At 52.4% G+C, this 13,525-nt stretch carries 7 protein-coding genes; 3 read left to right on the top strand and 4 right to left on the bottom strand.

From position 1 onward, the window contains the following. Window positions 1-106: 106 nt before the first annotated feature. Window positions 107-3,355: a tetratricopeptide repeat protein gene (locus H5T67_05960; GenBank protein MBC7244864.1), complete on the bottom strand. Its 3,249-nt coding sequence runs from the start codon at window positions 3,353-3,355 to the stop codon at window positions 107-109. A 182-nt stretch (window positions 3,356-3,537) separates the two neighbouring features. Between H5T67_05960 and H5T67_05955 the strand changes: the two genes are divergently transcribed. The 3 genes from H5T67_05955 to H5T67_05945 all read left to right on the top strand — a co-directional run bounded on the left by H5T67_05955 (window position 3,538) and on the right by H5T67_05945 (window position 6,629). Further along, window positions 3,538-4,242, top strand: a complete 705-nt coding sequence (locus H5T67_05955; GenBank protein MBC7244863.1) for a DUF2085 domain-containing protein — start codon at window positions 3,538-3,540, stop codon at window positions 4,240-4,242. A gap of 127 nt (window positions 4,243-4,369) precedes the next feature. Further along, entirely contained in the window at window positions 4,370-5,503 is a 1,134-nt protein-coding gene (gene dnaN, locus H5T67_05950) for a DNA polymerase III subunit beta (protein ID MBC7244862.1), read from the top strand. 49 nt (window positions 5,504-5,552) lie between these two features. Further along, entirely contained in the window at window positions 5,553-6,629 is a 1,077-nt protein-coding gene (locus H5T67_05945; GenBank protein ID MBC7244861.1) for a GHMP kinase, read from the top strand. On the opposite strand, the gene H5T67_05940 is transcribed toward H5T67_05945, so the two are convergent. The 3 genes from H5T67_05940 to H5T67_05930 are packed head-to-tail and all read right to left on the bottom strand — an operon-like array spanning window position 6,626 to window position 13,356. After that, window positions 6,626-7,960 (bottom strand): glycoside hydrolase family 1 protein, encoded by a 1,335-nt coding sequence (locus H5T67_05940; protein MBC7244860.1) that lies wholly within the window; start codon window positions 7,958-7,960, stop codon window positions 6,626-6,628. The genes H5T67_05945 and H5T67_05940 overlap by 4 nt on opposite strands. 48 nt (window positions 7,961-8,008) lie before the next feature. Further along, window positions 8,009-9,304, bottom strand: coding sequence for an asparagine--tRNA ligase (asnS, locus tag H5T67_05935; protein ID MBC7244859.1), 1,296 nt, complete (start codon window positions 9,302-9,304; stop codon window positions 8,009-8,011). Further along, entirely contained in the window at window positions 9,304-13,356 is a 4,053-nt protein-coding gene (locus tag H5T67_05930) for an oligosaccharide flippase family protein (protein MBC7244858.1), read from the bottom strand. The genes asnS and H5T67_05930 overlap by 1 nt, the downstream gene beginning before the upstream one ends. Window positions 13,357-13,525: the final 169 nt, after the last annotated feature.

Raw genomic sequence — 13,525 nt, 5'->3', positions numbered from 1 at the left:
AAGTGCTTACAAAAAGGCCCAAAACAGGCTGCTAGTGATGAAAAAGGGGCTTTCCCAGCCCCATTTTCGTGCAAATCCAACTATGCGAATGCGACTATGTCACTGTTCAACCTGGGCCGATTTCCCCGCGCAGGATCTGCTCATAGAGTTCGGTTGTCTCGCGTGCAGGTTTGGCATCGAGCTCCTCTTCCAATACCTTGGCCAGGCGATGGTAGGTCCTCAGTGCGGCACTACGTTCACCCAACAGTGCTTGGCATCGCATCATTTCCCAATATGTATTCTCCTGATAGTTATCTACTTCTAGCGCTTTTTCATAGAAGTCAATTGCCGCCTTATAGTTGCTTTGATCAGCGTGATATTGCCCCAGGCGGTGTAAGGCGATATAATACTGCTGACGAAGTTCTTCCCTCTTGAAAAGGCACCATTCTTGAGCAGATGAAAGATCCTCCAGGAAGTCGCCGTGATACAGAGCAATAGCTGCATGGTAGTATTGAGCTGCCCTAGCTCGGTTCGTAGCCCAGACCGAAGCCGCGTTCTGAATAGCATGCTCAAATTCCTCTACATCAAACCAGTAGTTGATGCGTCGGTTGAAGAAATACCGATCCTCCTCATATTTCACACAATCGTGCTGTGCTAAAGCACGACGCAGGCGGTAAAGGGTAACGTGAAAGGAAGCACGTACCTTGGCTGTAGATGATTCTGGCCAAAGATCGCTAGCGATCTGATCTTTGCGTCGTTGTTTATGACATAGCAGATAAAACAAGAGTTCCTTTGCCTTGGTCGTGCCCCATTCGGAGTTCGGAATGAGTCGATCACCTCTTAAAACCTTGCTCTCGCCAAAGGCGTAAATACATAAGATGGGTTGAGCAACAGGTTCCGGTGTAACAGCGACCTCCATGGCCGGCATTGTAGCTGCATCCACTTTCTTTAGCAACTCACTGATCAAGGTGTCTGCCATGCCATTGGCTACAGCGTATTGAATCACCCGTTTGGTTTCCCTGGCAACGGGCAAGAGAAACTGGTCATAACCCAACGTCAATAAGCAATCCAATACGGTCTGTATGCAGTCTAAAGCCTCTTGGAAACGGCCGCCAATATAATAAGCGTGTGCAAGGTAGAGGCTTGCTTTAGCCAATTCCCTTTTTGCATTGCTACGCATGAAGACGGTGCGCGCTTGTCCAAGATATGCCTCCGCTTGGCGAATGCTGCCTTGCTGGCAGTGGAGCGCACCCAATGAAATCTGATACAATGCTATCTCATAAGTAGAATCTCGTTCCTGTGCTCGCTCATAGGCTTGGCGTATGAGAGCTATTGCTTGGGCAAAGTTGCCCATCAGGCGATGGGTGTTGCCAATAGCATCCAACAAATAGCTAATGATAAAGCTTTCCCTAGATTGGCGCGCTGCTTGTAATCCCTCTTCATAGGCTTTCAATGCTTCTGCGTATGCACCCTGGTCCTTATACACATCCCCCATACCAGCTAGAATGAAAGCCATCGGGCGATCCAAGCCTGCTTTGCGCGCCTGTTGCAAGCCCATTTCATAGAGCTGAAGTGCTTCAGCGTATTCCCCACGATAATAATGGCCAACGGCTATGTTGTTGATAGTCAGAGCGGCCATGCCCACATTCCCCAATTTTTCCCAAATCTCGAGCGCTTGTCGGAAGTGCAGCTCAGACCCTGTCAGATTGCCTGCACGCCGCAGGATAGCCCCCAGGTCATTGTGTACATAGGCGATATTGGTCGTTGAACGTAATTGCTCATAGATATCAAGGGCCTGACGTAATTCTTCTTCGCCTTGCGACAGATTGCCCAGGTTCGCCTGGCAGGTGCCAATCTGCCGATGGGCATCCGCAATAACGCGCAGCGCATCATCCCGCTGCCCAATTCCCTGCGCCAAAGAAATGGCTTGCTTACAGGCTTCTATGGCCTCCCTGAACTCGCCCTGAAAGCGCAAAACGGTGCTCTTGTGTACCAATGTGAGCGCCTGACCCAGCAAATCCTCAGAGCGAGCAAATCCGGCATATGCCTGCTCAAAAAGTTCGGTCGCCTGCTCCAATTGTCCCATGTCAGCATGTATCTTGGCCCGAAACCACAACAAGCGAGGTCTATCTTGGAGCATGTTCGGAGGCAGAGCATCAATCCAACGCGTCAGGGTTTCGAGCTTGCCAGCATCAAAGGTTTCGCGGGCTATCTGGAGAATGGCTTCCACGGCACTGTGATAGTCCTGGGCGAGCAAATAATGGTGAATCGCCTGCTCTATCGCCCCGCTTTCCCAAAGTATTCTAGCAGCGCGCGCATGCAATGCGCGGACCCGTTCGGGCTTTTCCTCCTGGAACTTGGTCTGCAGAAATTCCCGGAATAAATGATGGTACCGATACCATCTTTCCTCTCCCCGTTCCAGGCGGATCAGAAACAGGTTCTTCTCCTCTAGTGACTTGAGCATATCGCGAGAGTTGCTGACCTCAAGTAGCTCATCGCAGAGTAGGGGACTCATTTCATCCAGGATGGATGTGGAAAGCAAAAAATCTTGCACCTGGGGGGGTTGGAGATTGAACACCTCGTTGACCAAGTACTCGTAGACCCTGCTGTCAGACCCCTGGATGCGGACCATGCCTTCGAAAAGTCCTTTCCACATCGTGTGCGTGGTCAACAATATGCCCGTAATCCAGCCCTCTGACTTCTCGGCCAGTTCTTGCGCCGCTGCGTCAGAAAGTCGTTGTCCATAGTTCTGCCAAAGAAGTGCTTGAATTTCCTCGGGTGTGAAACGCAGATCTTTCACGCCGAGACCAGCGATCTGTTGACGAGCAGTGAGCAAGGCCAAGCCACGAGGAGTCAACACAGGGATGCTACGGCTAGAAATGATGAAATGGCAGTTCTCAGGCAAGTGCTGAATCAGAGCATCCACGATATGGTTAACCGCACGGCTCTCGTCAACGAGGTGATAGTCGTCTATGATCACGACGAAGTAATCGGGGATTTTCTCATAGATCTCATTGACCAATGTGCCAACAAACAATGTGGGATCAGAGAGCGTTTCGCTAGATTGCAGCAAGTTGCGCGAGTTCTCCCCAAATCCAGGGAAATGGTGATTGATCGCAGCAATCAGATAATCCAGAAATACACGAGGGTCGCGTGCTGACTCCACTATGGATAGCCAGCAAACCGGCAAATCGGTATCATGAGCATAATCAATGAGCAATGAGGTCTTGCCATAGCCCGCCGAGGCGGAGATGAGCAGCAACTTGCGGTCAATATGCTCGTGGATAAAGTCAACGAGCCGCGGCCGGTGCAGCAAATCGGGACGCTTCTTGGGCGTTAGTATCTGAGTAACGATCAACGGCGAAGAACTAACCATGCCTCTGCCACTCTAGTGTAAGTTGTTCACGTTCCAACTCCTTGTTCGTACTTATCACAAATTATAACACATTGTGAGAACAAAATACCAGCACCAACCTTTGCCTGAAAAATTGACAGTCCATAGCATCGCCCTATAATTGCAACGATATGCAATCTCCTTTTCTGCAAGCAGCGGGGCTTTTGAAATACATTGGGCTGTTCTTGAGCGGTGTCTGCCATCAACTTCCAGACCACTCTCTTTTTGTCGCAGGCATCCAGATGCCGTTGTGCGCACGGTGCATGGGCTTGTACTTAGGAGCCACGCTGGGATTATGCTCTGCTTGGTGGAGGGGGCATTTTCATGCTAGCAAGTTGCCGCCAGGAAAGTTGTTGATTTTGTTGCTCGTTTTCCTCGTCTTTTGGGCCATAGATGGACTGAATTCTTATTTTTACTTCCTCACTGGCAGGCCAGCGCTCTACATTCCCAACAATTCCCTGCGCCTGGCTGCGGGGATGGCCAGCGGCCTGTCCCTGAGTTTTTTGGTTTTGCCCCTGTTTAATTCTACTCTATGGCGAGAACCCGAAAAGCAACGCATCGTCAGTACTGCAGGAGAACTGGCTGTGATCTTGCTGCAAGCCCTCGCACTCGGATGGTTGTTACAGACTGACATTTCGGCTTTACTTTATCCCTTGCTTCTGGCAAGTGTGTTAAGCGTTCTATCCCTGCTTACCTTGGTAAACGCGGCTATTCTTGTTCTCCTGCTCCACCGCGAGCAGCAGGCCCGGAGTTGGAGGGAAGCATGGCTTTCTCTTGCCCTGGGGCTGGTGCTCTCTGTCATAGAAGTAGGCAGCCTCGCTTTGCTGCGACACATACTTGCGTCTGTCTTTCCCATATCCCATCTCTGAGGCTAGACCCACCCCTACTGTTTATCCGGGAGTTCCGAAAAAGGCATCAATTTTCACCCTGTATTTGAAGCAATCTGAAATTTGCTGTATACTATTATCATCCGATACTGAGAGCAAGGAGGTCCCGATGAAAGTTTCCTGTCTGCAAGAGAACTTGGCCAAGGGCCTGGCTATCGCTAGCCGTGCTGTAGCCACCCGCAGCACATTGCCTGTGCTTTCTAACGTCCTGATGGCCACGGACGAAGGACGGCTGAAATTATCCGCAACTAACCTGGAAATTGGCATCAATTGTTGGATTGGGGCTAAAGTAGAGGAGGATGGAGCTGTTACTGTGCCTGCGCGCCTGCTCACCGACTTTATCAATTCCTTGCCTCCGGACCGCATTGACATGCAGTTGGTAACGCGCACTCAGACGCTCAACCTGAAATGTGCCAACTTCGAAGCAAATATCAAGGGCATTGATGCGCAGGAATTCCCTCTGATTCTGGCCTTAAGTGAGGATACTGGAGTCAGCCTTGAGCCACCTACATTGCGTGAAATGATCAATCAAGTCTCTTTTGCCGCTGCGGTGGATGAAAGCCGCCCAGTGTTAACAGGCGTGTTGGCTGAGCTCTCTGGCACCCGGTTGACAATGGCTGCAGCAGATGGCTTCCGACTCTCAGTACGTCACACGGAATTGTCGGGAACAGCCCCTGCATCAGTTACTGTGATTATCCCAGCTCGTGCATTGCAGGAACTGGCCCGCATTAGTGCGGATGAGGAGAATCCTATCCGCATGACCATAGCGCCCAACCGCAGCCAGGTCTTCTTCCGTATGACCAATATTGATCTGATATCGCAGCTCATAGAGGGCAATTTCCCAGATTATAAGCAGATCATACCTAAGAGCTACACGACGCGCACTGTGGTAGATGCAGCCGAATTCTTGAAGGCAGTGAAGATTGCCTCCTTCTTCGCTCGCGATGCAGCGAATATCATCCGACTGCGTATTGTGCCTGGGGAAGCAGGTCTAGGTGGACGGATGACCGTTATGGCCACTAGCGTGGAGCTGGGTGATAATGTAACGGAACTGGACGCTGCAGTGGAAGGCGCGCCCATCGAGATTGCCTTCAATGCCAAATACCTCATTGATGTGCTCAGCGTGATTACCAAGCCACAAGTGGCACTGGAAACCTCCACTCCTTCAAGCCCTGGCGTGATCAGGCCAGTGGGTGACGAGACCTTCGTACACGTCGTCATGCCCATGCACATCGCACGCTAACGAAACAGTCTCCTGGGAACCTACCAGGTCCCTGGACTCGAGATGAGCAATGAACAACCTAAACGGGCGAAAACCGACCCGCATCATCACCAGCGTTGCACCCATCCGCATCTGCGATAACGGTGGCTGGACCGATACCTGGTTTGCTCAGTACGGCAAGGTCTTTAATATCGCTGTTTCACCCTGTGTCGAGGTACAGATCGCAGTCTATCCCTACACGCCTGGTCAGGATCGCATCATCCTCTACGCTGAGAACTATGGTGACCGCTATGCCATACCCTCCGGACAGCCCAAGTGGATGCATCATCCACTGCTCGAGGCAGCCATCGCGCGCATGGGTGTGCCAGAACATTGTGCCATCGAGGTTTCCATCTACTCCGCAGTCCCCAGCGGCTGCTCCACGGGAACATCGGCAGCCGTTTCTGTGGCGCTCATTGGGGCACTGGATCGCCTTACGCCGGGGCGGTTAAGCCCTCACGAAGTGGCCTACACCGCTCATGCGGTAGAGGTGGAAATGCTCAAACAACAATCGGGTATCCAGGATCAGTTATGTGCGGCCTATGGTGGCATCAATTACATCGAGATTCCCCAATATCCCCACGCCATTGTCTCCCCGATTCATGTACCAGATTCAATCTGGTGGGAATTGGAACGGCGGTTGATTCTGATTTACCTCGGCAGAACCCATGATTCTTCGGCAGTCCACGAGAAGGTCATCGCCGAACTGCAGCACGAAGGCCCAGACTGCAAACATCTACAGGATTTGCGCATGACAGCAGCTAAATCGCGGGATGCGCTATATGCTGGTGACTTCGTTGCACTAGGTCGGGCGATGATCGAGAACACAGAAGCACAGGGGCGATTACATCCATATCTGATCAGCCGGGATGCGCAGCAAGTGATCCAAATTGCCAACGAATGCGGGGCCATCGGCTGGAAAGTGAATGGCGCTGGCGGCGAGGGTGGCTCCATCACCATTCTCTGTCCTGAGCTTTCCTATGTCAAAAGGGAAATAGTTCAGGCAATTGAAGCAGCCAATCCACTTTTCAGGCACATACCCATTCATCTGAGCCGGTATGGGCTAAGGATCTGGGAGCAAGAAGAACATCACCATGAGACCCACTAGGGGCTGACAAAAAGCTGTGTTTTGAGCTCGGGGGCATAGCGCTCAACCATTTCCCGCGTGATGGCACCATTCCGGCAGATTTCGCCATACAATTTGCCGCTATCCTTTACGGTGCGCTTTCCAGTTTGCAGGTCAAGGCCAATCAGTCCAAACCGAGCGCTGAATCCCTCCGCCCACTCGAAATTATCCACCAAGGACCAGAAATAAACGCCTTTAACTGGCACGTCTTCGGCAATTGCGCGATAGACCGCAGAAAGATGAGTAATGAGAAAGCGTGGCCGCTTGGAATCATCGTTATCCGGCACACCGAATTCTGTCACATAGATGGGCTTACCATACTGCTGCAGGCGCTTGAGCAGGCGGTACAGTCCTTCGGGGTAGATTTCGCCCCAGCCCTCCATGCTGAACTCTGTACCCGGCATGACCGAGCGCCGTCCAAAGAGTAACTGCGGCCTGGTGATGTCAAAGCTGACCATATCGCGGGAATAATAGTTCAGTCCGATATAGTCCTGCGAATCCACCAGTTCCGGGATCTTGGTGTTCCAACCTAGGGGAAGACGGAGCACTCCATCTACTGGCGGTTCCAGCACAATTCCATTGAAGAGATAATCCTGCAACCATGCCGCCCAACGATCCAGGATGGAGTGCGGACGCATAGGGTCGAAAACGCGCAGATGCTGCGCTAGCCCTACCTTGGCTGTGGGCTGCAATCGGTGAATAGCGCGGTAAGCGAAAGCATGTGCCAACAGTTGATGGCATATGACGCGGAAGGCGAGCCTGATATTGCGCTTCTGCGGCGGCCAATTGCCCAGCAGATAGGAATACACGCCATAGACATTTGGCTCGTTGATCGTGCACCACAGGCTGACCAAATCACCGCATTCTTCTACTACTCGGGTTGCAAAGCGCTCAAAATAGCGCACAACGCTCTCGTTTTCCCATCCACCCTTTTCAACCAACCACAGGGGGCTGACAAAGTGGAACAATGTCACCATGGGCTCGATGCCCCGTTCGCGCAGAGCGCCCAACATGTGGCGGTAGCGGGCAAGCGCTTGCTTGTCCCATTCCCCCTCGCGAGGTTCAATGCGGCTCCAATCAACCGAGAGCCGCAGCGCATTTTGACCCATGGCCAGAGCAAGGTCGAAATCCTCCAAATAGCGACCTGCCCACCACTCACAGGCACGGCTCGCGTCCGTGCCATCTTTAACATGCCCGGGAACCTGCTCCCAAGCCCACCAATCGCTGTTCGCTGGCTCACCCTCCACCTGGTGTGCAGCCGTAGCCGTACCCCAGCGAAAATCAGCCGGAAACTGCAATGATTCTGTAGCCATCCTTTTCACCTTTTACGCCTTACCACCTTACGCTTTACGTTTTACACTTTATGGATATATCCTCTCCAACATACGTGGGAAAGCGATCGTCTCGCGGATATGCTGAATGCCACAGACCCAAGCTACCGTACGCTCCACACCCAAACCAAAACCTGAGTGCGGTACGGAACCGTAGCGACGCAAATCGAGATACCATTCGTATGCTTCACGTGGCAAATTGTGCTCCTTAATGCGTCGCTCCAGCAATTCGTAGCTAGCTGTACGTTGTCCCCCACCGATAATTTCGCCATAGCCTTCCGAAGCCAGCAAATCCACCGATAGACATACTTCTGGGCGTGCAGGATCCTCTTCCATATAGAAAGCCTTAATCGCTGTCGGATAATGATGCACGAACACGGGACGATCAAAGTGCTCGCCAATCGCCGTTTCATGTGGTGCGCCAAAGTCATCGCCCCACCTGAAATCAAAGCCTTTTTCCTGCAGCAACTTCACGGCCTCATCGTAACTGATACGCGGGAAGGGCGGCACCACCTTCTCCAGCCGTGTGGTATCCCTCTCCAAGGTGCGCAGTTCCGCAGCACGCCTCTGGAGCACAGTCTGCACAATATAGCTAACGAACTGTTCTTCTATCTCCATGCATCCTTCCAGATCGACATAGGCCATCTCGGGTTCTACCATCCAGAACTCGGTCAAATGACGGCGCGTCTTGGATTTTTCGGCGCGGAACGTCGGCCCAAAACAATATACTCTCCCAAACGCACCAATAGTTGCCTCATTGTAGAGCTGGCCGCTTTGAGTAAGGTAAGCCGGCTCGCCAAAATAGTCCGTTTCAAACAATGTGGTGGTATCCTCACAAGAGGAGGGAGTCAGAATAGGAGTATCCACATTTACAAATCCGTGGCTGTCCAGCCACTCACGAATGGCTTTGATCACCTCCGCACGAATGCGCAGGATCGCATGTTGTCGAGAGGAGCGAATCCAAAGATGGCGATGCTTCATCAAGAATTCTATCCCGTGCTCCTTGGGAGTGATGGGATAATCCTGCGTCAGTTGGACAATCTGCAGGTCAGTCAACAGAAGTTCATAGCCACCTGGCGCACGTGGATCAGCGCGGACTTGACCCGTGACGATAACGGATGATTCCTGCGTGACTCTTTGTGCTGCAGCAAACACATCCGGAGGCAAGTCCTTTTGAGAAGCCACGCACTGGATAATGCCCGTGCCGTCGCGCACCAGAAGAAATTGCAATTTACCCTTGTCCGTGCGATTATAGAGCCATCCTTTGATAGTCACTGCTCGGCCGACAAAATCTGCGATCTTTTCTATGTATGCCCATTCACTCATCACATACCTCCTATACCTAATAATGTCAACCGCCTCCTTACACCAGCCGGCAACAACTGCATGACCAGCGCCACATCGGGCTGGCGGAAAGTGCCCAATGCTACAAGTATCCCGAAGTAGGTAATGGCTGCTGCCGGAATGGTTAACAAAACCGTCGCACCACGTAACAGCCACATGACCGCAGCCATCAGCGCTGCGGCTGCAGTCGGCTGCCAGAATACGTCCACCCACGGCAATGTGGTGAGGTTCTTCCGCACACAATAATAGAAGGGAAGGAACAATGCCACTTCCGACAAAGCAGTAACGATCGCCGCCGCGACATAGCCATAGCGTGGAATCAAAAGCAAGTTGGTCAGGATATTGAAACTCGCACCAAACACGAACGCTTTGGTCAAGAAGCGCTGTTGATTAATGGCGATGAGCACATAATGGGTGACGCTGTTGATGAAACCAACGGGCATGTACCAGATGAGAAATTGCAAGGCAATCATGGAATGCGGCAGGTAATCTGCTCCTGCCAAGACAAGCATTAATTCACGCGCAATAAATGTAGTGCCAACAGCGATAGGCAAGGCAACCATGACCAACAGCTTGACCGACAGGATATAAGCACGAACCAGGGACTCGCGACTTGACTCAGCGAAACGCGAAATCAAGGGGAAAATAGCCAAAGTAAAGTACGAGGGGATGATGTCCAGCGCACGAATGTAGCGATAGGCAGCACCATAGTAGCCAACTTCGACATCGCCTCTCAACGGTCGCAGAAGGAGCACGTCCACTTGGAAAAAGATCCTGGATAGCAAATTGTTCACCACCAACGGCAGGGATTCGCTGGCCATGGTGCGTGCAAATGGAGGGTCGAATTCCAACTTCGGGCGGAAGAACATGCGAGTTGCCAGGAAACCTAGGATCAACGCCGTGCCAACATTGACCAGCAAGGTCGTAGCCGCCATCCCCACAAAGCCATAGCCCAGCAGCAGCGCCAGCGTGCCCAACGTCACGCGCATGATTGTGGTTACCGAAGTGATTGCTGCCGGGTACTCCATCTTCTCATGGGCATGAAAGACGGCGGTGAAGGAATCTGCTATCAGGGAGGGAATCAGAGCGACGAAGAAAAAGAGGATGGCTACAACCGTATCCAAGGGCAGGTCGAAAAAGCGCACATAGCCGTAGACGATCATGCCCAACACGGGCAGCAAAACCAGCCAAAAGAGCATGCGCAACACCACGCTATTGCTCACATAACGGTTTGTCTGCTCACGATGTTTAGCCATTTCCCTGGTGATCAACGTGCCCAAGCCAAAAAGAAGTGCGGTTTCGAAGTAGCCAATGAAGTTTGTAGCAAACTGATAACGGCCAGTCCCTTCGGGAGCAAGGACGCGCAGATAAAGCATAGCGAAAACCATGTCAATCACGCGATTGAGCAAGGACAACACCATGGGCGTCAATGCGTTTTTCGCCACACGTTGCACATCCAATTCATCCTGTGTGCTCCGGTACAGACGCCGCCACAGCCAGTAGCCCACCAGCAACAGCAAAGTGACGCCTGCCATGAAGCTTATGAACAAACCTAGTTTGAACGACAACGGCGTATATTTGAAACGCACGGAATGCTGGCCAGGCCCCAGAGCTACGGCGCGGAAAGTGCCATTCGCCCGATAGAGAGGTATCTCTTGTTCCATCTGACCAGGCTGGGTATCATAGGCTTTCCAACCGGGGAACCAGTTGTCTGTCAGCACCAAGTAGCCATTGTCTGGCAGGTTCACCTCGATTATTACTTCGTTCAAGCCATAAGTGGTAATAGTAGCTGGCATCCAACCGCTGCCTTCGCTGCTGAAGGCGCCTCCTAATGGCTCCTCTTCCAGGATCACCGTCTGTCGTGGGTTGAATTGCTGCAAGACTTGTCTGCGCGCCCCTGCATTAGGGATGACCTGAGCCTGATAGACCACAAAAGCACGCGGCAGATAATCCTCATTGCGGTAGACGCGCACCTCATTGTCGTAGACGAGCGTGTAGTTCGGCCGGTCAATGGTAGCTGTTGTGACTACATATTTGACGTTCAGCAGGTCCAGCAGAGGAGAATCCAGAGCATGTTCCGTGCCCAGCGGCGCAATGCGGTTGTAGAGCAACTCTCCTTGTGGCTCGATTAGTTGCATGTAATCTACATACTGCTGCATAATGATCGAGTCATAACCGCGCACATCGGACAAATCGTAAAACATGCCCGCATTAGCATTCAAGGTCTTTTCGCCGGGCGCATTGAGTGTGGTAAAGCGCCATAATTCCTTGTCTTGGCGAAGAAAGGTCACGACTGGTGGAGTAAACTCGAGGATAGCCGGGTCTGCGGCAGGGTTAAAGGGCATACCGATGGTGAACAGCTCAGCCAGGATGACCACAAGCGCTAGCAATGGCCACAATGGGATTCGCCCTATGCACAAACGGGTCGCGCTCACTATCAGAGTCAGGCCAGCACCAGATAATGCCAGGAAAAAGATCAGGAAATTGCGAAACTGGTAAGAGTAAAATGCGCGTCCATCGGCAAAGGCTTCGGGAGCCTGTGCTAGAGAAAGCATAACCCGCTCTGCCAGTGCGATCACTGGTTGGGGGAAACGCAGGCTAATTGCCAGTGCGCTCAGTCCTAATACCCCTAAAATGAGCGCAAGCGCGCCAAGGATGCGGACGAAACGAAGCCTACTACCAGGGAACGCGCTGGCTAGCCACGACGCCCCATAACCAGCGAGGATAGCCATGCTCAAAGTATAAGGGAATATCCAGCGGAATGGCGAGTGGAGTTGTTTGATGCCCGGCAACAGATAGTAGAGCACGGCATACAAGGGCGTGCCAAAGACAAAGCACAGTGAGACAACCGCTAGCGTCAGAAAGATCCAGACGTACCTCGTCCTCGACTTCCACACGGCAACCAGAGCCAGCAACAATGGCAGGACACCGACATAGCTGCCACCTTCTACATAGTTTTTCACATCCCAGTAGATGGTGCGAATGGGTTCACCCCGTGCATTGCGCAACGCGGTCACCGTCTGCCAAGTGAAGACATCCATGTAACTATGATGAGCCGGATTGCCAAAGAAATCGGGGATCAAGAAAGCGATCAACCGCCGCCAAGGATAGGCCCATCCGATGATCTGTTGGTAGGTAGCCGATTCCTGGCGAAAGTTCTGCGTAACCACCTCGTACAATGGCACGACCTGGATCGCCGCCAAGCCAACGCCAATCGCGACAATAAGCACGACGCCTGCCGCGAGTTTGCCTACCTGCATGCCATTGCGCGTCTGCCACCATAGCATAGCCAGACGGCAAAGGGCATAGAAAGCGGTCACCAACACCACGTAGTAGGCAATCTCCACATGGCCAGCCAGGAACATCAAGCCCATGGCCAGCGCTCCCAGAGCAATCCATGGGATATAGGCTACCGGTTTGGGGTTTTGCCCTGCTACTTGTATCTCCTGGGTCTGAATCAACCGTTCCACGATGGCCAACAGCAGAGGCAGCCAGGAAGCAGCTGCAATGATCATGGGATGAACGACACTGACGATCATGAAACCGCTGAACGGGAAAACGATCGCAGCGACTACGCTGCCTATCCGCTCCAGCCCAATGGTGCGGGTATAGAAGTACATGAACCCGCCTGCCAAGAGCAGCTGCAGGACGATGAAATATCCATACGCCTTCACCAATGGCAAGACATAGAACAGCGCGCTCAACGGATACAGTGCCGAATGTTGTCCTGCCGCCAGGAATGGCTGACCCGACAGGATGTACGGATTCCACAGGGGGAGCTGCCTGTTCTTCAGCGCCTGGACGATAAAGCGCTTCCATACATAGTTTTCCAGGATGAGGTCGCTGAGCAACTCGTTATGTGGGATGTCAATCTGGAACTGCGCGGCAAAGCTCTGCCATGGTGGGAAAGCGAACAGGTTATCCAATGGCAAGAGTGTCTTGCCGCCCAGGATTACCGGCCAGAAGAAGATGACCAGCAGAACCAACAGTCCCAAGATGATGGACAGGTTGATGAGCACATGCTTTCTCGTCAAATAACCAACCGCCTTTCGCGTAACTGGCTGACGGTGATTATACTGGGAGAATAGGCGGTGGTCAACAAGACACTCGCACCGATAAATTTGCTATATGTGATTAAATTATTTATGTAAAATGATAGTCAGCGCTCACTCCTCTGCGTGTAAAAGTTGGCTTTGCGTTCCG

Source organism: Chloroflexota bacterium, assembly GCA_014360905.1.
GTDB lineage: Bacteria > Chloroflexota > Anaerolineae > UBA2200 > UBA2200 > JACIWX01.
Note: the sequence above shows the minus strand (reverse complement) of the source record. Positions and strands in the feature narration are given on the sequence as shown.